General features: G+C 65.8%; 26 protein-coding genes. 9 read left to right on the top strand and 17 right to left on the bottom strand.

From position 1 onward, the window contains the following. Positions 1–99: 99 nt before the first annotated feature. Together GGR43_RS09620 and rpsU are read right to left on the bottom strand one after the other, a co-directional pair. The gene (locus tag GGR43_RS09620) at positions 100–672 is read right to left on the bottom strand and encodes an FKBP-type peptidyl-prolyl cis-trans isomerase (RefSeq protein ID WP_188071774.1); all 573 of its coding nucleotides are present in this window, start codon (positions 670–672) and stop codon (positions 100–102) included. A gap of 188 nt (positions 673–860) precedes the next feature. Further along, positions 861–1,067: a 30S ribosomal protein S21 gene (gene rpsU / locus GGR43_RS09615; RefSeq protein WP_188071773.1), complete on the bottom strand. Its 207-nt coding sequence runs from the start codon at positions 1,065–1,067 to the stop codon at positions 861–863. Between the two features lie 238 nt (positions 1,068–1,305). Here rpsU and GGR43_RS09610 point away from each other — a divergent pair, with 238 nt between their 5' ends. From GGR43_RS09610 to GGR43_RS09595, 4 genes are all read left to right on the top strand, one after another. Next, on the top strand, positions 1,306–1,842 hold the full coding sequence (locus GGR43_RS09610; protein WP_188071772.1) for a (2Fe-2S)-binding protein: 537 nt from the start codon (positions 1,306–1,308) through the stop codon (positions 1,840–1,842). 141 nt (positions 1,843–1,983) lie between these two features. After that, on the top strand, positions 1,984–2,970 hold the full coding sequence (locus GGR43_RS09605; RefSeq protein WP_343054473.1) for an RcnB family protein: 987 nt from the start codon (positions 1,984–1,986) through the stop codon (positions 2,968–2,970). 104 nt (positions 2,971–3,074) lie between these two features. Then, positions 3,075–3,794 carry a prolyl hydroxylase family protein gene (locus tag GGR43_RS09600; protein ID WP_188071771.1) on the top strand — a complete coding sequence of 240 codons (720 nt, stop codon included), beginning with the start codon at positions 3,075–3,077 and terminating at the stop codon, positions 3,792–3,794. Between the two features lie 127 nt (positions 3,795–3,921). Then, a complete protein-coding gene (locus GGR43_RS09595; protein ID WP_188071770.1) occupies positions 3,922–4,407 on the top strand; it encodes an RcnB family protein in 486 nt (161 codons plus the stop codon). Between the two features lie 160 nt (positions 4,408–4,567). Here GGR43_RS09595 and GGR43_RS09590 read toward each other — a convergent pair whose 3' ends face one another. Beyond that, positions 4,568–6,169, bottom strand: coding sequence for a lysine--tRNA ligase (locus GGR43_RS09590; RefSeq protein ID WP_188071769.1), 1,602 nt, complete (start codon positions 6,167–6,169; stop codon positions 4,568–4,570). 259 nt (positions 6,170–6,428) lie between these two features. Between GGR43_RS09590 and GGR43_RS09585 the strand changes: the two genes are divergently transcribed. The 3 genes from GGR43_RS09585 (at position 6,429) to GGR43_RS09575 (ending at position 10,248) form a co-directional block, all read left to right on the top strand. Continuing rightward, positions 6,429–6,854, top strand: coding sequence for a PilZ domain-containing protein (locus tag GGR43_RS09585; protein ID WP_188071768.1), 426 nt, complete (start codon positions 6,429–6,431; stop codon positions 6,852–6,854). Between the two features lie 101 nt (positions 6,855–6,955). Beyond that, positions 6,956–9,709, top strand: a complete 2,754-nt coding sequence (locus GGR43_RS09580; RefSeq protein ID WP_188071767.1) for an ATP-dependent DNA helicase — start codon at positions 6,956–6,958, stop codon at positions 9,707–9,709. Further along, positions 9,706–10,248 carry a SixA phosphatase family protein gene (locus GGR43_RS09575; protein ID WP_188071766.1) on the top strand — a complete coding sequence of 181 codons (543 nt, stop codon included), beginning with the start codon at positions 9,706–9,708 and terminating at the stop codon, positions 10,246–10,248. The genes GGR43_RS09580 and GGR43_RS09575 overlap by 4 nt, the downstream gene beginning before the upstream one ends. A gap of 237 nt (positions 10,249–10,485) precedes the next feature. Here GGR43_RS09575 and GGR43_RS09570 read toward each other — a convergent pair whose 3' ends face one another. The 7 genes from GGR43_RS09570 to GGR43_RS09540 all read right to left on the bottom strand — a co-directional run bounded on the left by GGR43_RS09570 (position 10,486) and on the right by GGR43_RS09540 (position 15,300). Next, complete coding sequence (locus tag GGR43_RS09570; RefSeq protein WP_188071951.1) at positions 10,486–10,896, bottom strand: MerR family transcriptional regulator; 411 nt, start codon at positions 10,894–10,896, stop codon at positions 10,486–10,488. Between the two features lie 87 nt (positions 10,897–10,983). Beyond that, positions 10,984–11,280, bottom strand: coding sequence for an integration host factor subunit alpha (locus GGR43_RS09565; protein ID WP_188071765.1), 297 nt, complete (start codon positions 11,278–11,280; stop codon positions 10,984–10,986). Positions 11,281–11,418: 138 nt separating this feature from the next. Further along, positions 11,419–12,387 carry a beta-ketoacyl-ACP synthase III gene (locus GGR43_RS09560; RefSeq protein WP_188071764.1) on the bottom strand — a complete coding sequence of 323 codons (969 nt, stop codon included), beginning with the start codon at positions 12,385–12,387 and terminating at the stop codon, positions 11,419–11,421. Further along, positions 12,384–13,433 (bottom strand): phosphate acyltransferase PlsX, encoded by a 1,050-nt coding sequence (gene plsX / locus GGR43_RS09555; RefSeq protein ID WP_188071763.1) that lies wholly within the window; start codon positions 13,431–13,433, stop codon positions 12,384–12,386. Before plsX ends, GGR43_RS09560 begins: the two co-directional genes overlap by 4 nt. 26 nt (positions 13,434–13,459) lie before the next feature. Further along, positions 13,460–13,639, bottom strand: a complete 180-nt coding sequence (gene rpmF, locus GGR43_RS09550) for a 50S ribosomal protein L32 (RefSeq protein WP_188071762.1) — start codon at positions 13,637–13,639, stop codon at positions 13,460–13,462. Between the two features lie 227 nt (positions 13,640–13,866). Next, a complete protein-coding gene (locus GGR43_RS09545; protein WP_281392462.1) occupies positions 13,867–14,562 on the bottom strand; it encodes an MBL fold metallo-hydrolase in 696 nt (231 codons plus the stop codon). Between the two features lie 48 nt (positions 14,563–14,610). Next, positions 14,611–15,300, bottom strand: a complete 690-nt coding sequence (locus GGR43_RS09540) for a S24 family peptidase (protein ID WP_188071761.1) — start codon at positions 15,298–15,300, stop codon at positions 14,611–14,613. A 122-nt stretch (positions 15,301–15,422) separates the two neighbouring features. Here GGR43_RS09540 and GGR43_RS09535 point away from each other — a divergent pair, with 122 nt between their 5' ends. After that, a complete protein-coding gene (locus tag GGR43_RS09535) occupies positions 15,423–15,614 on the top strand; it encodes a hypothetical protein (RefSeq protein ID WP_188071760.1) in 192 nt (63 codons plus the stop codon). Between the two features lie 107 nt (positions 15,615–15,721). Then, the gene (locus GGR43_RS09530) at positions 15,722–16,012 is read left to right on the top strand and encodes a hypothetical protein (protein ID WP_188071759.1); all 291 of its coding nucleotides are present in this window, start codon (positions 15,722–15,724) and stop codon (positions 16,010–16,012) included. A gap of 3 nt (positions 16,013–16,015) precedes the next feature. On the opposite strand, the gene GGR43_RS09525 is transcribed toward GGR43_RS09530, so the two are convergent. From GGR43_RS09525 to GGR43_RS09495, 7 genes are all read right to left on the bottom strand, one after another. Then, positions 16,016–17,005 carry a hypothetical protein gene (locus tag GGR43_RS09525; RefSeq protein ID WP_188071758.1) on the bottom strand — a complete coding sequence of 330 codons (990 nt, stop codon included), beginning with the start codon at positions 17,003–17,005 and terminating at the stop codon, positions 16,016–16,018. A gap of 17 nt (positions 17,006–17,022) precedes the next feature. Continuing rightward, on the bottom strand, positions 17,023–18,255 hold the full coding sequence (locus GGR43_RS09520) for a TIGR04063 family PEP-CTERM/XrtA system glycosyltransferase (protein WP_188071757.1): 1,233 nt from the start codon (positions 18,253–18,255) through the stop codon (positions 17,023–17,025). Between the two features lie 96 nt (positions 18,256–18,351). Then, on the bottom strand, positions 18,352–19,359 hold the full coding sequence (locus GGR43_RS09515; protein WP_188071756.1) for a site-specific integrase: 1,008 nt from the start codon (positions 19,357–19,359) through the stop codon (positions 18,352–18,354). After that, on the bottom strand, positions 19,352–19,603 hold the full coding sequence (locus GGR43_RS09510; protein ID WP_188071755.1) for a helix-turn-helix transcriptional regulator: 252 nt from the start codon (positions 19,601–19,603) through the stop codon (positions 19,352–19,354). The genes GGR43_RS09515 and GGR43_RS09510 overlap by 8 nt, the downstream gene beginning before the upstream one ends. Positions 19,604–19,779: 176 nt before the next feature. After that, positions 19,780–19,986, bottom strand: a complete 207-nt coding sequence (locus GGR43_RS09505) for a hypothetical protein (RefSeq protein ID WP_188071754.1) — start codon at positions 19,984–19,986, stop codon at positions 19,780–19,782. After that, positions 19,979–20,218, bottom strand: a complete 240-nt coding sequence (locus GGR43_RS09500) for a hypothetical protein (protein WP_188071753.1) — start codon at positions 20,216–20,218, stop codon at positions 19,979–19,981. The genes GGR43_RS09505 and GGR43_RS09500 overlap by 8 nt, the downstream gene beginning before the upstream one ends. Further along, positions 20,211–20,513: a hypothetical protein gene (locus tag GGR43_RS09495; protein WP_188071752.1), complete on the bottom strand. Its 303-nt coding sequence runs from the start codon at positions 20,511–20,513 to the stop codon at positions 20,211–20,213. Before GGR43_RS09495 ends, GGR43_RS09500 begins: the two co-directional genes overlap by 8 nt. Positions 20,514–20,577 lie beyond the last annotated feature (64 nt).

The following is a 20,577-nucleotide window of genomic DNA, read 5'->3' as shown; positions in this document are numbered from 1 at the left end:
ACGACCTATCCCAATATCTCAACACCGCCGCGCACCACCCACAACGAAACAGGCCGGTATCACTACCGGCCTGTTTCGTTTCAATAAAATGGGAAAGGCTTATTCGCCCGCGCCGCCGGGGACCGGGGCGCCCTGCAACTGCTGCATTTCCTGCTGCATCTGCATGATTTCCTCGCGCGATTTGAAATCGAGCAGCTTCACGTCGAAGATCAGCACCGCATTGGGCGGAATGGGCGCGCCTTCGGGCACCTTGTCGCCATAGGCCAGATGCGGCGGCAGGAAGAGCTGATATTCGCCGCCCTTCTTCATCAGTTGCAGCGCCTCGGAAAAACCGGGCACCACGCCGTCGATCGGCATCGCGGCCTGCTCGCTCTGGTCGAACACCGTGCCGTCGGTCAGCGTGCCGCGATAGGAAACCAGCGCGACATCGCTGCCCTTGGGGCTGGCGCCCTCGCCTTCGCGGATGACCTTGTACTGCAAGCCGCTTTCGGTCGTGACCACGCCCGGCGCATCGGCATTGCGATGGAGGAAGGCGGCGGGCGATGGCGTGACGGCCTGCGTCCCGACCCAGGACAGACCGGCGGCGGCGAGGGCCACGGCCCCCACGCCAATCCACAGCCGCGTCAGCGACCCCTTGGCAATCGGACGAAGCGGTACGGCGGTAACGGACATGGAAACGCCTCTTTCAAGAACGGCTGGAAGGACAATGGGCCAGCATGAAGAGCGCCGAAGCGGAACGCCGGAGCAGGCGGCATCGCTCCGACGCCGTGCCTTCCGGCGGAACCCGATCGGGAGCCCGGCCGCAACCGGCCGGATTCAGTTCCGGGCGCCGGACGAGCCGCCGCGCCGGAGCTGCCCTGTCACCGGACGCCGTCGCGCTCCATGCGCTTGCGCTCCAGCTTGCGGGCGCGGCGCACCGCGGCAGCCTTTTCACGGGCGCGCTTTTCAGACGGCTTCTCGTAATGACGGCGCAGCTTCATCTCCCGATAGACGCCCTCGCGCTGCAGCTTCTTCTTGAGCGCGCGCAGCGCCTGGTCGACATTATTGTCGCGGACGATGATTTGCATAAGGCCGTACAACTCCAATCTATCAAGGGCCGGGCGAAAGGCGTTTTCTTCCTTCGCACCCTCAACCCAAATCGTTCAAATGACAGAAACAGGTCGCCGCAAGCCTGAACCTGCGCCGTGCTGGGCGCGCCCTATCAACGAAATCGGCAAACATCAAGCGGAAAGCGCCCGATCCGGCGCGCCGGGGCACGGAAAAGCGCTTTTCGCGGCGCGCCGCCGCTGCCATACAGGGCGCGCCATGACCAAGTTCACCGTCAACGATCGCCCGGTCCAGTACCGGATGGAACCGGACACGCCGCTGCTGTGGGCGCTGCGCGACGCCTCCAACCTGACCGGCACCAAATATGGGTGCGGCACCGGCGATTGCGGCGCCTGCACGGTCGATATCGATGGCGAGGCCGTCCGGTCCTGCCGCATCTCCCTCGCCCAGTGCGAAGGACGCTTCGTCACCACGATAGAGGCGCTCTCGACCGACCGCAGCAACCCGGTGCAACAGGCGTGGGTGGCGGAAAACCTGCCCCAATGCGGCTATTGCCAGTCGGGCATGATCATGGCCGCGTCCGTCCTGCTGCGCAAGAACCGCGCGCCTTCGGACGAGCAGATCGACGCGGCGATCACCAATATCTGCCGCTGCGGCACCTACCCCCGCATCCGCGCGGCCATCCGCCGGGCGGCGCGGATCATGGAAGGGCAGGAACGAATCGCCGCCGCCCCTCCCCCCGGCATCACACCGGAAGACGCCGCCCGCGCCGTTCCCGCGCTGCGCGGCCAATAGCGCCTTTCGCGGCGCGCCATTTCATCATATTGCAATTCTGTCTGACAGCTGAACCCGCAGTTCAGAAACACGTCATGCGCGGGATGATAGACCGTCATCATGCAGGGAGGATTGCCTCCCGTTCGAAGCCAGAAAGGCATCATGATGAAGAAGGAGTTCCTTATTGCCGGGCTGATCGGCGCCACCTTGCTGGGCGCCAACCCGGCGGTGCTGTCCGCGCAGGAACGCGAACGTCCCGCCCAGCGCTGGAGCGCCCCGGCCAATCGCCCGGCGCCGGCCCAGCGCAGCGAGCCGCGCGCCAACCCCGGCGTTGCGCAGCGTATGGAAAGGGCCGAGCGCCCTCGCATGGCCCAGCCGCGCGACCAGTCCACCCCCCGCTTCGGGGCAGGGAGGACGGAGCGCGTTCGCGAGCGTGCGGCGACCGGCGAGAACCGCGCCTTCCCGCGCCAGAACGAGGGCCAGACCAGGATCCCGAACAGGGGGGAGCGGCCCGGCTGGACGCAGAACCGGCCGAACGACAATCGCCCGGCCGCCGGCGTCAATCGACCCGATCGCCCTGATCGGGCCACCCGTCCCGACCGGGTCAACCGCCCGGATCGTCCCGACCGTCCGCAGGGCTGGGTCCAGAACCGCCCGGATAACAGGAACGACAACAGGAACGACTGGCGCAACGACGACCGCCGCGACCGGGATCGGGACCGCAACCGGGCAGACTGGCGCGAGGACCGGCGGGATCGCGACCGGGCCGACTGGCGGAACAATAATCGCCCCGGTTTCGGCTGGGACGCGCGGGACCGCAACCGGGCGTCGGCGCGCTACAACTGGGATCGCGACTGGCGCCGCGACCAGCGCTACGACTGGCAGCGCTATCGCGACCGCAACCGGGACCGCTACCGCTATCGTTACACCGCGCCGCGCGGCTGGAGCTACGGCTATAGCCGCTTCTCGATCGGCATATCGATCTGGAGCGGCCTGTACAGCAGCAGCTACTGGATCAACGATCCCTATTATTACCGCCTGCCGCCGGTCCACGGCTCGCTGCGCTGGGTCCGCTATTATGACGACGCGCTGCTGGTCGACATCCGCACCGGCTATGTGGTGGACGTGATCTACGATTTCTTCTGGTAAGGCTCCCACGCTGACCGGAACGATGGTCCGGGGCGCGCTTCGCGTCCCGGACTTTTCTTTGCCCGCTTGCGAAGGGACGCGCGATCGCGCTACTCCTGCGCGCGATGTTCCGCCGCAAGCCCGCCCCCGCCACCGATATCGACGCCAATACGGACGATGGCGACCAGCCGTCGCGTCATCGCGCGCAGATCGGCAGGAAGGTAGCCGCCAAGCTTTCCCGCAACCCGATGGTCGCCCGCATGGAAAGCGAATGCCTGACCCTTTATATGCGCGACGATTTCGTCAGCCCGGCGGAATGCGCGCAGCTGCGCGCGGTCATCGATGCGGGCGCCCGGCCCTCCTCGCTCTTTTCCGGGACGGCGGAGGCGGATTACCGCACCAGCGACAGCTGCTCCATGGATCCGGGGGAACCGCCGCTCGACGCGATCGTCGCGCGCATCTGCGCGCTGATGGGGCTGGACCGGGCCTGGGGGGAAACCATCCAGGGCCAGCGTTACCAGGTCGGCCAGGAATATAAGTTCCATTGGGATTTCTTCCCCGTCAACACCGACTACTGGCCGCATATGCGCGCGCAGGGCGGGCAGCGCTGCTGGACGGCGATGATCTATCTGAACAGCGTGGAGGCGGGCGGCGAAACCTGTTTTCCCCATGCGGGCCTTTCCGTTCCCCCGCTGGAAGGGCGGCTGCTGATGTGGAACAATCTGCGCGAGGACGGCGCCCCCAATCAGGAAAGCCTCCATTCCGCCCAGCCGGTGGCGGCGGGCGCGAAATATGTGCTGACCCAATGGTTCCGCGAGCGGCCATGGAAGGCGCGGCCGGAATAGGCGCCTTCAAATCTTTCATTTGACTGAATCGGCCATTTTCAACCGGTTCAGGCCGACTCGCCCATAATGGCATCATCGACACGACACGGGGACGGTCGATCATTTGATGACTGTTATGGAGTGTTTTATGCGCAAGATGATCCTGTCGGTACTGATGGCCACCGTCGTCGTTCCGGTCGCCGCGATCCCGGTCGCCGCGTCCGCCCAGAGCGCGCGCGACGTGCGGGACGCCAGGAAGGATCTGCAGAAGGAACAGCGGGATCTCAACCGGGCCTATCGCCAGGGCGATCGCCGCGACATCCGCGAGGAGCGGCGTGACGTGCGCGACGCGCGGCGCGATTATGACCGCGAGCTGCGCGAATATCGGCAGAGCCACCGTTCCGTCTATGCACGAGGCAACTGGAAGGCCCCGTTCCGCTATCAGCGCTGGAATACGGGCGCGCGCATCGGCGCCAGCTATTACGCGCCCCGCTATTACATAGCCGACCCGCAACGCTACCGCCTGCGTCCGGTCGCATCCAACCTGCGCTGGGTCCGCCATTATGACGACGTGCTGCTGGTCAACATCCGCACCGGCCGCGTGATGGAAGTGCATCGCGGCTTCTTCTGGTAAGCGGATATCCGAACAGATTGCCCTCCCCGGCGCCTCGCGCTTCGGGGAGGGTTTTCGTTGATGGCTATCTTCTACACCGTCACCCCGGCGCAGGCTGGGGTTTTAGGCCATGTCGCACGCCGTCTCCTGAGATGCCGGCCTGCGCCGCGAGAGGGACCGCTCAGCCTGCCTTGTCGAGCGCCTGCGCGATCAGGCGGCGGCTGTTTTCCACCCCGTAAAGCGCGATGAAGCTGCCCATGCGCGGGCCCTGATCGGCGCCCAGCAGGGTCTGGTACAGCGCCTTGAACCAGTCGCGCAGCTGCTCGAACCCGTAATGCGGGTCCTTGCCGATGGTGTAGACGATGTTCTGGATCTCCTCGGCGGAGGCATCGTCCGGCAGCGCCGCCAGTTGCGCGTCCAGCTCCCGCAGCGCCGCCGCCTCATTTTCGTCGGGCGCGCGCCGCTTCAGCGTCGGAGCGATGAAATCGCGATTATAGGCGAGCGCATTGCCGACAAGGCCCGCAAGCTGCGGATAGGTGTCGGACGAGGCGTTGGGCACATAATTGGCGAGATAGGCCCAGACCTGATCGGCGGTCGCATCCGCGCCCATCACGCCGACAAGGTTCAGCAGCAGGCCGTAGCTGACCGGCAGCGCCTCGGCCGGGACCGCGCCATTGTGGATATGGTGGACGGGGTTACCCAGCTTCTTGTCGAGCGGCTGCCCGGCATAATTGCCGCGGAACTGCTCATATTCGTCGACCGCGCGCGGAATGACGCCGATATGCAGCTGCTTGGCGCTTTTCGGCTCGCGATAGGCATAGAAGGCAAGGCTTTCCTCGCTGCCATAGGTCAGCCATTCCTCAAGGGAAAGGCCGTTGCCCTTGGACTTGGATATCTTCTCGCCCTTCGCATCGAGGAAGAGTTCGTAGATCAGCCCTTCCGGCTTGCGGCCGCCCAGCACCTGCGCGATCTTGCCGGACTGCACGCCGCTGTCGGTCAGGTCCTTGCCGTACATCTCGTAATCGACGCCGAGCGCGACCCAGCGCATCGCCCAGTCGACCTTCCATTGCAGCTTGGCGCCGCCCGACAATATGCAATGCTCGATCGTCTCGCCTTCGTCCTCGAAGCGGATCAGGCCCTTTTCGGCGTCCACCACCTCGACCGGCACCTGAAGCACGATGCCGGATTTCGGGCTGACCGGCAGCACCGGGGAATAGGTCGCCGCGCGCTCGGCCCGCAGCGTCGGCAGCATGATATCCATGATCGCCTGATAGTGGCGGAGCACGCCGCGCAGCGCATCGTCGAACGCGCCGGAGCGATATTGCTCGGTCGAGGAGCGGAATTCATAGTCGAAGCCGAAGCGGTCGAGGAATTCCCGCAGCATCGCGTTGTTGTGATGGGCGAAGCTTTCGAACTTGCCGAACGGGTCGGGAATGGCGGTCAGCGGCTTGCCCAGATGCCCGCGCAGCATCGCCTGATTCGGGACGTTGTCGGGCACCTTGCGCAGGCCGTCCATGTCGTCGGAAAAGGCGATAAGCCGGGTCGGCACGTCCGACATCGCCTCGAACGCGCGGCGGACCATGGTGGTGCGCAACACCTCGTTGAAGGTGCCGATATGCGGCAGGCCCGACGGGCCATAGCCGGTTTCGAACAAGGCATAGCCTTTTTCGGGCACCGTCCCGCCCAACCGTTTCACGACCTTGCGCGCTTCCTCAAAGGGCCAGGCCTTGGAGGCCAGGGCGGCTTCGCGCAGTTCGGGGGTGGAAACGGTGGCAACGGTCATGATCGGAACTTTTCTCTTGTCTTGAATTTCTGCGCCCCCCCTTAGAGCATTCTGAAGTTGGCTGGAACAGCCGACGGCTCGCAGAATGCGGAAAACAAAATTAGAGCGGCGACCGATTCACTCTGATCGGGCCACCGCTCTAGCGGGCGCGTGCCGGGATTTTAAGCCAAAACTGATCCTATCCGATAATAAGCGCGGCCGGAACGCGTTCATCATGCTTTACCGGCGATTAACCCCGACGGGCTATATCGGGCTAACCATGACACACGCCCTTCCCCATGCCTCCGCCGCCGCCCATGATCGCCGGGCGGGCCGCATCGCGGTCGATATTCCGGTGACGATCACCAGCGTTCTTTCCAGCCCGGCCGAAGCCTCGCTGGCCAACCTGACCGAGCAGGGCGCGCTGATCATCGGCACGACGCTGCCCAAGGGATCGCCGTTCCAGATCGAATATGCGGGGCAGGTCGTCTATGCGACGGTGATGTGGGCCGAGGAGGACCGCTTCGGCGCGCGCTTCCCGCTGGAGCTGCATGACGGCCCGCTGCACGACAGGCTGGCGCAGGCCCGTGCTGAGCAACAGGCGCCCGCCGCCGCTCCGCCCCGCCGCCGGGAAGCGGGCATCCCGTCGCCGCTGGCGCGGCCCCTGCGCCCCGCCGGAGGCTTCGGCCGCCGGGGCATCGGCTGATCGCATTCCCCCACATCGCGAAAATAGGCCGGAGCGGCAAAGCGGGTCATCCGCGCTCTAATCCGGTTCCATCGGAGCCGGATAGCGTCTAGAGCGGGGGCGTGATCGCTCTTCCTCCCCTTCCCGCGCTGCATGCCAGCCATGCCGGCGTCTGGCTTCATGACGGCGAAAGCACCCGCGCCGTTTCGCGGGGGGAAGCCGTCGCCCGCGCCGCCGAAACGCCGGTGCTGCTGCTCAACGCGCCGCTGACCGGGCAGCGGCTGGGCTATGGCGATCTGTCCGGGCTCGACCTGCTGGAACTGTGGGCCTTCCTTTTCCCCGCCCGTTTCCTCGTGCCCACGCCCAAGGGGCTGGCCGAAGCGGTCGGCCTTTCCCCGCCGCAGCGCGAGCAGGACGTGCCCGCGCTGCTGAGCGAGGCTACCCGGCTGCTGCTGGAGCAGGTCGCGGGCGATGCCCCCTGGCCGGAGCGCGAAGGCGCATGGACCGCTGCGCAATCGCTCCACCGGCTGCGCTGGTCGTGGGCGCCGCTGGTCGCTTCCGCAATCCCCCGGCCAGAGCAGGGCGAACGCTGGCTCTTTTCCCGCCTGCCCGAATGGGAGGAGGAAGCGCCCCGCCCCGCCCCGCGCCCGGTCGCGCTGACGCCCGAGGAGATAGGGGAGCGCCTCTCCGGCCTGACCGGCGCCAATGCGGAAACCCGGCCCGGCCAGCGCGACTATGCGCTCGCCGTCGGCGCCGGCTTCGCCCCGCGCCAGCATCGCGACCGGCCCAATATGGTGCTGGCCGAGGCAGGCACCGGCATCGGCAAGACGCTGGGCTATCTCGCACCCGCCTCGCTCTGGGCCGAGCAATCCGGCGGCACCGTGTGGATTTCCACCTATACCAAGGCGTTGCAACGGCAGCTCGACGCCGAAACCCTGCGCCTGCCCGATCCCCCCACAGGGAAGCGGACGGGCCGCGTCGTGGTGCGCAAGGGGCGGGAAAATTATCTCTGCCTGCTGAATCTGGAGGATGCGCTGCAAGGCGGCTTTACCGGGCGCGCCGCGATCCTCGCGCAACTGGCCGCGCGCTGGGCTTCCTACAGCAAGGACGGCGACATGGTGGGCGGCGACCTGCCCGGCTGGCTGCCGACGCTGTTCCGCCGCAACGGCTCGACTGCGCTGACCGACCGGCGCGGCGAGTGCATCTATGCCGGGTGCCCGCATTATCGCAAATGCTTCATCGAGCATGGCGTGCGCGCGTCGGCCCATGCCGATATCGTCATCGCCAATCATGCGCTGGTGATGATCAACGCCGCGCGCGGACGGGAGAGCGGCAATATCCCCACCCGCATGATCTTCGACGAAGGCCATCATATCTTCGACGCCGCCGATTCCACCTTCGCCCTCGCGCTGACCGGGCAGGAGGCGATCGAGCTGCGCCGCTGGGTGATCGGGCCGGAGGGAAGCTCGCGCGGCCGTCGCCGGGGCCTTGCCGCCCGCCTCGCCGACGTGACAAGCTATGACGGCGAAGGGGCGCGGGCGATCGAGCAGGCGCGCGAGGCCGCGACCTCGCTCCCGTCCGACGATTGGCTGAAGCGCGTGACCGGCGGCGAGCCTTTCGGTCCGCTGGAAAAGTTGCTTGCCGCATGCCGGTCCCACGTCTTCGCCCGCGCCGAGGACGGCAAGGCCGATGTCGATGCCGGCTATGGCCTCGAAACCGAGTTGGCCGAACCCGACGGCGATCTGGTCGAGGCGGCGATGGAGGCCGCGCAGGCGCTCGACGCGCTGCTGCGCCCGCTCAACCATCTGGGCAAAAGGCTGGAGGCGATCCTTGCCGAAGGGCCCGACTGGATGGACGGCCCCGCCCGCGCGCGGATAGAGGGCGCGATCGCCTCGCTGGGCTGGCGGGCCGATCTGGTGTCCGGCTGGCTCGCGATGCTGGCGCGGATCGGCGGGCCCAACGACCCGGATTTCGTCGATTGGCTGGCGGTCGATCGCTATGAGGGGCGCGAATATGATATCGGCCTGCATCGCCACTGGCTCGACCCGACCCGCCCCTTCGCGCAAACGGTGCTGAAGCCCGCCCATGGCGTCGTCCTCACCTCCGCCACGCTGCGCGGCGGCGACGGACACTGGCCGACCGCCGAAGCGCGCAGCGGCGCGCCGCATGTCGGCGCCGCGCCGATCCGGTTCGAGGCGGCCAGCCCGTTCGACTATGCGTCGCAGGCCGAGGTGCTGATCGTCACCGACATCAAACGCGGCGATATCGGCGCGCTGGCGGCGGCTTATGCGCGGCTGATCGAGGCGGCGCAGGGCGGCACGCTGGGCCTGTTCACCGCGATCCGCCGCCTGCGCGCGGTGCATGCGCGCATCGCCGACCGGCTCGCCCGCGCCTCGCTGCCGCTCTATGCGCAGCATGTCGATCCGATCGACACCGGCACGCTGGTCGATATCTTCCGCGACGACATGCGCGCGTCGCTGCTCGGCACCGATGCGCTGCGCGACGGGGTGGACGTGCCGGGCCATTCACTGCGCCTGCTGGTGATGGAGGGCGTGCCGTGGTCCAAGCCCACCGTGCTGCACGCCGCCCGCAAGCTCGCCGCGCAGGGGCAAGGCGGCGGCAACGCCTATGACGACGCCCTCATCCGCGCGCGCCTGGCGCAGGCGTTCGGGCGGCTGATCCGCCGCGCCGACGACCGGGGCAGCTTCGTCATCCTGTCCGCGGCGATGCCCAGCCGCCTGCTCAGCGCCTTCCCCGCCAATGTCCCCATCCGCCGGATGACGCTGGACGAGGCGGTAATTTCGGTCAGCGAACGACTTGGATTTGCAACCCCGTTGGTGCATCAGACGGGGGAATCGGGAATGAAGCAGATATGAAAACCCTCACCTTGTTGCGTCACGCGAAATCGTCATGGGATGATGCGGTCGCCCGCGATTTCGACCGCCCGCTCAACGAAAAGGGCCGCAAGGCCGCGCGCGCGATGGGCAGCAGGGCAAAGGCGATGGGGCTGAAGGCGGATCGCCTGATCGCTTCCCCCGCCGCGCGGGTGACGCAGACGCTGGACAGCTTTTTCGAGGGGCTGGGCCGTGTGATCGAGCCGGTATGGGACCAGCGCATCTACCTCGCCTCCTTCTCCACGCTGCTCGACGTCATCCACGAAACCGCCGCGTCGGTCGATCATCTGATGCTGGTCGGCCATAATCCGGGGCTGGAGGACCTGATCCTCGATCTGGTCGCCGATGACGGCACGTCGCCGCTGCGCGATATCGTCGAGGCGAAATTCCCCACCGCCTGCCTCGCGCAGATGAGCTGGCCGGGCGACGGCTGGGAAACGCTCGTCCCCGGCGCCGGCGCGCGTCTCGACACCCTGACCCGCCCACGCGACCTCGACCCCAGGTTTGGCCCGGATCATTGAGGGGGTGGCGGTGGTGGCTGGGTATAGCCGCAAACGGATGATGGCTTTCAACCAATCCTTGCCATTCCTATCCCGTCATGCCAGCGAAGGCTGGCATCTCACGAGGCGGCGCGCGGCATGGCCTGCGACCCCAGCCTTCACTGGGGTGACGGTAAAGGCGGAAGTCCGCTCTCCACCCCAAAACGGACTTTCGATCAACCGTGACGCGACTATCCGCGCCTCATGCATACGCCCCGCTCACCCCTTGGTGTCGAGCGCGGTGCGGAGCTTTTCCTGAATAGCTGTCAGCCTGCCCAGCACCTGCGCATTGGCGGCGATGCGCGTGGGTGGCAGCATATCCGCCTCCGCCGCACTCTCCGGCCCGGCATCCTCCGGCGGCAGCGAAAGCTCCGCAGCCCGCTGCGGCGCCCCCTTTGCGGCAAGCGCCTGCTGCGCGCCCTTCACGGTATAGCCTTCCACATTAAGCAGGCGATGAATGGCGCGGGCCAGTTCAACATCGTCGGGACGATAATAGCGCCGGTTTCCTGCGCGCTGCAACGGACGCAGCGCCGGAAAGCGGCTTTCCCAATAGCGTAATATATGATGGGGTACGCCCAGTTCTTCGGCCAGTTCACCGATAGTCAGAAAGGCGCCGTCCTGCTTTGCCATGGCGATCATGTTGCACCTATCCCCATGGATCGGTCAACACTAATAGCGCCATGGCGTATCAGCGCGGGACGCCGCCTGCCCGAAAACTCAGTCGCGGGCGACCTGTTCCCGCATGATCTGGCTGGGCCGGAAGGTCAGCACGCGCCGCGCCTCGATGGGAACTTCCACGCCCGTCTTGGGATTGCGGCCGATGCGGCGGTTCTTGTCGCGCAGCACGAAGGTGCCGAAGCCGGAAATCTTGACATTCTCGCCATCGGCCAGCGCGTCGCACATCAGGTCGATGATCTGCTCCACCAGCTTGGCCGATTCAGCGCGAGAGAGACCTATCCTCGCATTCATCGTCTCGGCCAGGTCCGCCCTCGTCAACGTGCCAATTTCCGCCATACACCACCCCACCTCTCACTAATTCGGTCCACTTGGGCCCACATTCCCGAACAACGATCAAGTTGCAAGGTTTTCAGGGGCCTCCACCAGGCCCCGGCGAACCACATAGGCACAAATTGACCGGATTTTACATTTCTCCTAGTAGCGGAGCAGACAGGCGCCCCAGGTAAACCCGCCGCCCATCGCCTCCATCACCACCACATCACCCCGCTTGATGCGCCCGTCGCGCACCGCCAGATCGAAGGCGAGCGGGACGGAGGCCGCGGACGTGTTCGCGTGCTGGTCCACCGTCATCACGACCTTTTCCCGCGCCAGCCCCAGCTTGCGCGCGGTGCCCTCAAGGATGCGGGCATTGGCCTGATGCGGGACGACCCAGTCGATATCGGCCGCGGTCATGTCCGCCAGCGCGAGCACTTCCTGCAACACCGACGCCAGATTGACGACGGCGTGACGGAACACCTCCTGCCCCTTCATCCGCAGCTTGCCCACGGTGCCGGTGGTCGAAGGGCCGCCGTCGACATAGAGCAGCTGGTTGTGGCGCCCGTCCGCGTGCAGCTTCGCGGCCAATATGCCGCGCTCGCCGTTTTCGCTCTCCTCGGCGGCCAGCACCATCGCGCCCGCGCCGTCGCCGAACAGCACGCAGGTGCCGCGATCTTCCCAGTCCAATATGCGGCTGAAGGTTTCCGAGCCGATCACCAGCGCGCGATTGGCCGCGCCGGACCGGATCATGCTGTCCGCGACCGTCACCGCGTAGAGGAAACCGGAACACACCGCCGCGACGTCGAACGCCACGCAATCGGCAATGCCCAGATCCGCCTGCACCTTGGTCGCGGTGGCGGGAAAGGTCTGGTCCGGCGTCGCCGTCGCCAGGATGATGAGGTCGATGTCCGACGCCTCCAGCCCGGCCGCGTCGAGCGCCTGCCGCGCCGCGCCGGTGGCGAGCGTCGAGGTCGTCTCTCCCTCCCCGGCGATGTAGCGGGTGCGGATGCCCGTGCGTTCCCGGATCCATTCGTCGCTGGTGTCGACCTGGCCAGCCAGTTCGTCATTGCTGACGGCGCGGGCGGGCAATGCCGAGCCGGTGCCCAGAACAACAGCGCGCCGAATCATTGTGCAACCGCCTCCGCTTTACCGAATGTGTTGATGCGGGCGATGTCGCTCGCGATGCGCTCGGTGATGTTTTCCTCAACCAGGCGAGCGGCCACATGCACTGCATTGGCGACGCCGGTCGCATTGGCGCCGCCGTGGCTCTTCACCACCACGCCGTTGAGGCCAAGGAAGACCGCGCCATTATGGACATTGGGGTCGAGATGATGGCGCAGCAGATGCATCGCCGGTTTGGAAATCAGGAAGCCGATCTTCGAGCGCACAGAGCTGGTGAAGGCGCGGCGCAGCAGGTCGGTGACGAAGCGCGCGGTGCCCTCCGCCGTCTTCAGCGCGACATTGCCGGAAAAGCCGTCGCTGACGATCACGTCCGCCTCGCCGCTCGCCAGCTTGTCGCCCTCGGTGAAGCCGTCGAAGCTCATCGCCAGATCGGCATGGCCGCGCAGGATCGCGGCGGCCTCGCGGATCTCGTCGGTGCCCTTCAACTCTTCGGTGCCGATGTTGAGCAGGCGCACGCGCGGCCGTTCAAGGTCCATCGCGACGCGCGCATAGGCCGCCCCCATGACGGCGAACTGGACGAGGTTGCGGGTGTCGCATTCGGTGTTGGCGCCCAGATCGAGCATCACCACGTCATTGGCGCCCAGCGTCGGCAGCAGCGCGGCGAGCGCGGGCCGGTCGATGCCCGGCATGGTGCGCAGCGCCAGCTTGGCCATCGCCATCAGCGCGCCGGTATTGCCCGCCGAAACAGCGGCGCCGGCGTCGCCTTTCTTGACCGCCTGAATGGCAAGACCCATCGATGTGGACTTGGCCTTGCGGATCGCGACCGCCGGCTTTTCATTGCCGTCGACCACTCCGTCGCAATGGAGGATCTCCGAAGCGGCGCGCAGATTGGGGTGGTTGTCGAGCGCGGCCTTGATCCGCGCCTCGTCTCCGAACAGCTTGAAGCGCAGGCCATCATGGCGACGACGAGCTTCCGCGATGCCCGCCATCATCACGCGCACGCCCTCGTCGCCGCCCATCGCGTCAATGGCGATATGCGGCCTGCTGTTCACCCTGTTCCCCTATGTATAGAAGTCGATCAGGCCCCGACGGCGATGACTTCACGGCCATTATAGTGGCCGCAGGCATTGCACAGGTGATGCGGGCGCTTCAGTTCGCCGCAGTTGGAGCATTCCTGATAGGCCTCGACCTTCAGCGAATCGTGGCTGCGGCGCATGCCGCGCTTGGAGGGAGTCGTTTTCCGCTTGGGAACAGCCATCTCGGCACCTGTATCCGTTAAATAAAATCAAACCCAAAACGATATTCGGACCGGCCCGACGCTGGCCCCGACATGAGCGGCGGGCGCCAACGCAAACCGCATGCTCCATCGGAACGTCCCGGTTATCGCGAAGTCCTGCGCCTATAGCGCTTTTTCGCGGACAAGCAAGTCTTTCCTTGGCCTTTCTCTTCGACCGCCGGCGGCTTGCCCGATCACTGGCCGCCCGATCATTGCCCGGACGCGAGCGCCCTGTCGCCGACGAACGGATTGCTCGCGCGTTCATGGCCGAAATTGCTCATCGGGCCGTGGCCGGGCACAAAGGCGACGTCGTCGCCCAGCGGCCACAGCTTCTGCGTGATCGCGTCGATCAGGTCCTGATGATTGCCGAGCGGGAAATCGGTGCGGCCGATCGATCCCTGGAACAGCACGTCGCCGACGATCGCTAGCCGCGAGGGCGCATGATGGAAGACGACATGGCCGGGCGTGTGGCCGGGGCAGTGGATCACGTCCAGCACCAGGTCGCCCACCGTCACCGTGTCGCCGTCGTGCAGCCAGCGCTGCGGCTCGAACGGGCGGCCCTCGATGCCGTAGCGGCGGCCGTCATCCTCCAGCCGGGCGATCCAGAAGCGGTCGTCCTCCTGCGGCCCTTCGATCGGCACGCCGAGTTCCCCGGCCAATATCCCGGCCTGCCCGCAATGGTCGATATGGCCGTGGGTGACGAGTATCTTCTCGATCGTCACGCCTTGGTCGGCCGCCGCCTTCTTCAGCCGGTCGAGATCGCCGCCGGGATCGACGAAGGCGCCCTTGCCGGTGCTGGTGCACCAGAAAAGCGTGCAATTCTGCTGGAGCGGGGTCACCGGGATGATGGCGGCGCGCAGCGGGGGGACGGACGGAGGGACAGGGGCGGTCTGGTCGTTGCTCATGCGCGCTGATGTGGAGGAGCGGCGCGCGCCTTGCAAGAGGCAGCGCGTTCAGGAAAGCACGCGCGAGGCCCAGACCACGCGCCCGACGATATCGACCAGCTTGCGGTCGACATCCTCCCAGGACGGGAAATGCGGGTTGTCGCTGGAAATGGTGAGCGCCTTGCGCCCCTTGCGCGGGGAAAGGGCGACGCGCTTGACCATCAGCATGGTGTCGAGCCGCAGCACGTAGATGCCGTCGCGCAGCCGGTCCACGCCGTCGCCGCGATCGACCATGATCGTGTCGCCATTGTTGAGCGTCGGCGCCATGGATTCGCCTTTTACATCGATAATGGAGAGATTTTCCGGGTGCAGGCCCAGCCGTTTCAGCCATTGCCGGTCGAAGCCGATCACATCGGACGGCCACTCTTCCCCGGCGATCGCGCCGGTGCCCGCCGAGGCTTCCAGCGCCAGCTTCGGAACCTGCGCGGTGGCGGCGGAAACCGGCCTTTCCGGGGCCCTTGCGCGGGAGGGAGCGACAGCGCTCCGCCGCTCCGGCGCGCCGAGCAGGCCTTCGTCCACGCCGAAAAACTCCGCCAGCACCCGCCGGTCGCGCTCATCGAGCCTGCGCGGCGTACCGCGCTTTATAAACTGTTGAATATAAGCGGAATTTCTTCCCAGCAAGCGGGAAAGGGCGCCATAGTTGGTGCCATGCTCCGCAATCAGGCTCGCGAGAATTTCACGCGGGGAATCCTCATCCATATCTGCTCCACAATGATAGGACTTCTCCTCGACATGTAGGATTTCGGAGGAAATATAGGATTATTCCTATCCCGTTCTTCCTATTTCCTTCCTCACCCCAAGACCCTGAAGGAGTGTTCCGCATGTCAATTTTGAGGCGAATCGAAAAATTTCTGAGAGACACCGGCATGGCTCCTACCCGGTTCGGGCGGGACGCCGCGCGCGACCCGCGCCTGGTGTTCGACATCAGAAACGGCAGGGAACCGAGCGCCCGGATGATTCGCAGGCTGGAACATTTCATGTCCATCTTCCAACGCGGAGCCATCAGCCAATGACCCACCCGAAACCAAGCAACGCCGTCACGGTCCCCGCCACCCGCCAGCGCCACAGATTGCGGTCGCGCGAATGGCCCCGGCCGCCGAGGAAAGACCCGCATACAAGGGTGATAGCACAGCTTCTGGACCTCGCCGGGACAGATTCATCCGTTATCGCCACATCCTCCCGCCCATGGGCCAGCGCCACTTTCGTGGGCGCGCGGCATGTCGTCGTGCTGAGGCTGAAGGGACCGGACAACGCCGCGCGCGCCGCGACGCTGGCCGGCCGCCTGCCGGACGCGGAATTCTCGATCACCGGTCACATCGTCGCCGATGCCTGCGCCGACGAGCGTCGCCCCGCCGCCGATGGCTCGGAAACCGTGATGCGGCTGTCCATCCTCACCATCGAGGACTGGTAGGGATCAGCCGGCTCTGGCGGCGGCCCGCAGCGCCGCCAGCGCACGCTGCAAATCCTCGCCCGCCGGCCCCGCTGCCGGCCCCGACCCAACGGACGAACCGTCATGCCCCGCCTGCTCGCCGCCTTGCCGTCCCTCGCCCGCCCGCGCCAGCTTCTTGCGATGCAGTCCGCGCTCCAGCCGGTCCACCAGTTGCTGGATGGTCGGCAGCGACGCGGGCGGAGCAGAAGGCGGGAATTCCGCCTCGTCGTCGCCGGCATAGATGGCGGTCGCGGCGGGCGCGTCTTCCTCGTCTGCCTCCGGGCTTTCGGCGCGGGGGCGTCCGCCGTTCAGGATGCGGCTCATTTCCTGCTCGATGAGGTTCCACGGCAGCGGTTCGGGCGCGCGCGGCGGGGCGATGTCCGCCTGCTCCTCCTCTTCACCCTCCGGCCGCCGCCACGCGTCCGGGCGGATCGGCGCAACGGGCGGCTCCGCTTCCGGCGCCGGTTCCTCCTGCTGCGGGGCAGCCATGGCGGCCTCCTCGACCGAAGGCAGCGCCTCCTCGCCCAGATCGCGACGCGCGAACAGGGGCTGCCGCGCGGGCGCATCGGGATGGGAATCGGACCGGCGCAACACCGGCGCGTCGGTCAGCAGCGGCGTGTCGAGCCGATGTTCCAGGCTGGCGGGCGCCTCCGCCTTCTTTCCCCTGGTCAGCGACGCCAGCCGGGCGAAAAGGAAACTCGCGCCCCTTTCCCGGCGCCTGCCCGCCGACCGGCCGCCAGCGGCGCCCCAGGGCAGGACCAGCGCGATCACCACCGCGCAGGCGCTGGCCGCGGCCAGCGTCAGCAGCAGCCGCGCCGTGTCGCCCAGCGGCGGGGCAAAGGCCGGGAACCGTTCGGAAAGGCCGCTGGTCGCCAGCGCCAGTTCGAACAGCGAAAGCGGAAGGATATAGGCCACGATCCCGCCGCCGAGGGCGGCAAGCGCGATCAATATCAGATTGGCATCGCGTCTTTTCACCTGAACAATCCTATTTCTCATCCACCGGATTTTTTCGTACCATGCGCCCTTTCAAGCAGATTTTGGTAAACAGGTTCATAACGCCTGATGTTGGATGCCCAGTTCCGCTCCCGCTCGACAAAAGCCCGCGCCGCCGACCGGCGCTCGTCCCAGATGCCGCGGTCGTCCAGCAGGCGGCCGAGCGCCTCCGCGATGGAGGCCGGGTCATCCGGCGCGAACAGGGTAGCCGTGACGCCGTCCTCTATCAACTCGCGATGACCGCCGACCGAGGACGCCGCCACCAGCCGCCCCTGCGCCATCGCCTCCAGCGGCTTCAGCGGCGTGACCAGATCGGTCAGGCGCATGGATTTGCGGGGATAGGCCAATATGTCGATCAGGCTGTAATAGCACTCCACCTGATCGTGCGGCACCCGCCCGACGAAGCGGATCGCGCCCGCCGCCGGGGACGCCGCCGCCTGCGCGCGCAGATCCTGCTCGCGCGGGCCGCCGCCCACCAGCAGCAGCCGCGCGCGCGGACGCCGGGCGGCGAGCATCGGCATGGCGGCGATCAGGTCGTCCAGCCCTTCATAATCGTAAAAACTGCCGATGAAGCCGATCACCTCGACATCCTCGTCCAGATCCAGTTGCGCGCGCAGCGCGGGATCGGGCGGAACGGGGGTGCCGAACATCTCCATGTCGACGCCATTGGGGGAAACGACGATCTTCGCCGGATCGACGCCGCGCGCGACCAGATCGCCCTTCAGCCCCTCGCAGATCACCGCCACCGCATCGGCCCGCCGCACCGCCCGGCTTTCCAGCCACCGCGTCGCGCGATAGCGCAGGTCGCCTTCCGTGCCGGTGCCGTTGCCGACCGCCGCATCCTCCCAGAAGGCGCGGATCTCGTAGAGCAGCGGAATGCCGTGCCGCCGGGCGACCCGCTGCGCGGCGATCGCGTTGAGCACCGGGGAATGGGCGTGGAGGATATCGGGCCGCCAGCGCCGCACCAGCGCCTCGATCGCCGCCTCATGATCGGCGATTTCCCGCCATTCGCGCAGCGCCGCCATGCCGCCGCGACGCGCGGCCGTGGTGCGATGGAAGGTGAGGCCGTCGATGCTCTCCTCCTCCGGCCCCGGCGCGGTGTGGCGGTGGCCGGTAATGCCCCGGACCTCCCACCCCTTGGCGACCTGCGCCCGCAATATCGCGCGGGTGCGGAAGGTGTAGCCGCTGTGCAGCGGCAGGCTGTGATCGAGAATGTGCAAGATACGCGTCATGACCGGCCGTGCTTTGCCCGAAAAGATTTAACGCCACGTTATATATAGGCGCGGTTTTCTGCGGTGTGCAGGCGAAGTTTTCCAAAGTTTGAAAGTTCATTTGCTGTTCCCCTGCCATTTCAGGATGGCGGCTTTACCCAATTTCGATTGGCTCCGGCGGCGCGCGTAGTGCTCGACCATCTGCAAGGATTGGCCGCTGATGGCCGCCGTCTCGGCTGCGCTGCATCCTGCTTCTAGGAGCGCATTGACCGCGTTTTTGCGCAGGCCATGCGGCACGATTTTAACCCCATTTTGGATGCAAAATGCCTGCAGGGCTTTCCGCACGCGATCGACCCTCGACCGCTCCGGCCCATTATCCAGAATGCAGCCAAGACTCTTCGGGTGCTGCGCCAGTTCGGCGGCTAAGGATTCGTGGATCGGGATGCGCAATGTGGCACCCGTTTTTTCCTGCGTGAGGATAATATCGTCACCGCCTACGTCGCGCCACGTTAGGCGGCAGACATCGCCGATCCGCTGCGCTGTATAATAGAGCAGATGTGTGGCGAGCCTCACAAGAGCATCATCAGTGCTTAACGCAGCCTGCAACGCTTCCTCCGGCCACGGCTGATGCTCGCCCAAATCAAACGGCGTTATATCCTGAAAGGGATTGTTGGTGATATGGCCGCGCTTCCTCGCCCATGCATAACAGGCGCGGGATGACTTCAGGACCATGTTCGCTGCGGCTGGCCGGTCAGCCATCTTGTCCAGCAGCAGGACGATATCTTTACGTTCGATCTGTTCGGCTGGGGCCACGCCAAGTTGGTCCACAAATTCGGCAAGGTAGATCCGATAGATTTTCTGGGTCGCGGGTTTCCGGTCATTGAACTGCGGGCTGGCAAAATACAGGTCGACCAGTTTCTTGACCGTCAGCAGCGCCTCGACATTTTCGCGGCGGCTGCGGTGTCCCAGTAGCGCAGCATAGATGCTCCCAAAGGAGCGGTCGGACGGATCGGGCAGGCGCTTCCAGATGCGCTTGCCTTTCTCATCCACCTGCCCGGTGTCGAAATAATAGTAGAAGCGGCCTTTTGCCTTCGTCCGCTTCACATATTGGATGATTCTAGCCATTGCCGTATAGCTTTGTTTGTGCCCGCCAATCGTTGGCTGTCGTGACATCGGCCTCCCCGGTCAGCCGCTCGATGAAGCGGTCTATCTCTTCCCGGCTCCAACGCGGCCCGCGCCCCATGTCTACAGGCATGGGCAAGCGACCGGCTGCAATCTCGCGCTCGAATTCAGCGGCGGACATGTCCACATAAGCGCAGGCGGTCTGCCGCTTCATGAGACGCGGCCATGTGCTGAACTGAATGCCCATGCTATCCATCCCCCTTTCCGGCGTCGATCCATAGAGGCAGGTTGCGCCATTTCTTCTCCGGCATGACGAACGGCATGGCGCGCGGTCGCCGGACCATCACATAGCCTCCTGATTGCGCCATATATCGGACCTGCCCACCATCTGCCGGGTGACAGCGGTCACGCCATATTTCCCGGTCAATCTGCATCGGGGCGGCCCTCCTCATATTCTGGCGGGTCCGGTAATCCAGCCCAAACCGCGCGATCATCATCAGTCGATGATCTGAGTCGCCGGATTTCATAAATGCCGCCAGCGACAAGAAAATCTGACGGCATCCGAAAGCGCGCGGTTTGCGTAGGAAAATCGCAGTCGTAGATCATGCATTCATAGCGCTTCTCACTCATCCCCACCTCCATCTGGCGCTACGACCTCAACGTCAGCCTCGCGCTTGATTACGGCGCTTTCCGGCACGCTGACATGAGCGCTGAACGCAGGTTCGTCGAACACAGATTCAGGCAATGTGAGGCGGACACGCACGGACACCTCGCCTCGCGCGAGTTTTCCAGGGCGCTTTGTCATGCGCTGGATGCCGTATTGAGACATGACGATATAGCAATCGTCGTGGATTTTACTCATCCCCACCTCCTGCGAGCGCATTGCGGCAGGCGGCTATCGCTGCCTCCATCTGGGTGACATCATCGCTGGGGTATTCCAGCGTCGAGCGGATCAGTCGGCCCGCGTCATCCTTTGCACAGCAGGAATCGAGCATGACGAAAAGTTCGCGCTCTATGACAGGCAGGGCGAGTGTTACCGCTGCCTCAAGGGCCTCGATGCGGTCGGCGGCTTCGAGGATCGCATGACTTCTGCCGAACCCAGCAACACCATGTTCGCGCGCGATCTCCCGCAGCCGCGCTTTCAGGTCATCGGTCATTTGCGTCTCCATTCACGGGCAGCAAGAATGTCATCAATCAACGCGAACCGCAGCTCCGCCACCT

Source organism: Sphingobium jiangsuense (genome assembly GCF_014196495.1).
In the GTDB taxonomy this organism is placed as follows: domain Bacteria; phylum Pseudomonadota; class Alphaproteobacteria; order Sphingomonadales; family Sphingomonadaceae; genus Sphingobium; species Sphingobium jiangsuense.
This window is presented reverse-complemented; position numbering and strand designations above follow the sequence as displayed.

Excerpts from the sequence above, each read along its gene's own strand:
- GGR43_RS09610 (WP_188071772.1), top strand. The coding sequence starts at position 1,306 with ATGACCAAGTTCACCGTCAACGATCGCCCGGTCCAGTACCGGATGGAA.
- GGR43_RS09605 (WP_343054473.1), top strand. The coding sequence starts at position 1,984 with ATGATGAAGAAGGAGTTCCTTATTGCCGGGCTGATCGGCGCCACCTTG.
- GGR43_RS09535 (WP_188071760.1), top strand. The coding sequence starts at position 15,423 with ATGTCAATTTTGAGGCGAATCGAAAAATTTCTGAGAGACACCGGCATG.
- GGR43_RS09500 (WP_188071753.1), bottom strand. The coding sequence starts at position 20,218 with ATGAGTAAAATCCACGACGATTGCTATATCGTCATGTCTCAATACGGC.
- GGR43_RS09510 (WP_188071755.1), bottom strand. The coding sequence starts at position 19,603 with ATGGGCATTCAGTTCAGCACATGGCCGCGTCTCATGAAGCGGCAGACC.
- GGR43_RS09575 (WP_188071766.1), top strand. The coding sequence starts at position 9,706 with ATGAAAACCCTCACCTTGTTGCGTCACGCGAAATCGTCATGGGATGAT.
- GGR43_RS09565 (WP_188071765.1), bottom strand. The coding sequence starts at position 11,280 with ATGGCGGAAATTGGCACGTTGACGAGGGCGGACCTGGCCGAGACGATG.
- GGR43_RS09505 (WP_188071754.1), bottom strand. The coding sequence starts at position 19,986 with ATGAGTGAGAAGCGCTATGAATGCATGATCTACGACTGCGATTTTCCT.
- rpsU (WP_188071773.1), bottom strand. The coding sequence starts at position 1,067 with ATGCAAATCATCGTCCGCGACAATAATGTCGACCAGGCGCTGCGCGCG.
- GGR43_RS09570 (WP_188071951.1), bottom strand. The coding sequence starts at position 10,896 with ATGGCAAAGCAGGACGGCGCCTTTCTGACTATCGGTGAACTGGCCGAA.
- GGR43_RS09540 (WP_188071761.1), bottom strand. The coding sequence starts at position 15,300 with ATGGATGAGGATTCCCCGCGTGAAATTCTCGCGAGCCTGATTGCGGAG.
- GGR43_RS09545 (WP_281392462.1), bottom strand. The coding sequence starts at position 14,562 with ATGAGCAACGACCAGACCGCCCCTGTCCCTCCGTCCGTCCCCCCGCTG.
- GGR43_RS09595 (WP_188071770.1), top strand. The coding sequence starts at position 3,922 with ATGCGCAAGATGATCCTGTCGGTACTGATGGCCACCGTCGTCGTTCCG.
- GGR43_RS09590 (WP_188071769.1), bottom strand. The coding sequence starts at position 6,169 with ATGACCGTTGCCACCGTTTCCACCCCCGAACTGCGCGAAGCCGCCCTG.
- rpmF (WP_188071762.1), bottom strand. The coding sequence starts at position 13,639 with ATGGCTGTTCCCAAGCGGAAAACGACTCCCTCCAAGCGCGGCATGCGC.
- GGR43_RS09515 (WP_188071756.1), bottom strand. The coding sequence starts at position 19,359 with ATGGCTAGAATCATCCAATATGTGAAGCGGACGAAGGCAAAAGGCCGC.
- GGR43_RS09600 (WP_188071771.1), top strand. The coding sequence starts at position 3,075 with ATGTTCCGCCGCAAGCCCGCCCCCGCCACCGATATCGACGCCAATACG.
- GGR43_RS09585 (WP_188071768.1), top strand. The coding sequence starts at position 6,429 with ATGACACACGCCCTTCCCCATGCCTCCGCCGCCGCCCATGATCGCCGG.
- GGR43_RS09495 (WP_188071752.1), bottom strand. The coding sequence starts at position 20,513 with ATGACCGATGACCTGAAAGCGCGGCTGCGGGAGATCGCGCGCGAACAT.
- GGR43_RS09520 (WP_188071757.1), bottom strand. The coding sequence starts at position 18,255 with ATGACGCGTATCTTGCACATTCTCGATCACAGCCTGCCGCTGCACAGC.
- GGR43_RS09560 (WP_188071764.1), bottom strand. The coding sequence starts at position 12,387 with ATGATTCGGCGCGCTGTTGTTCTGGGCACCGGCTCGGCATTGCCCGCC.
- GGR43_RS09620 (WP_188071774.1), bottom strand. The coding sequence starts at position 672 with ATGTCCGTTACCGCCGTACCGCTTCGTCCGATTGCCAAGGGGTCGCTG.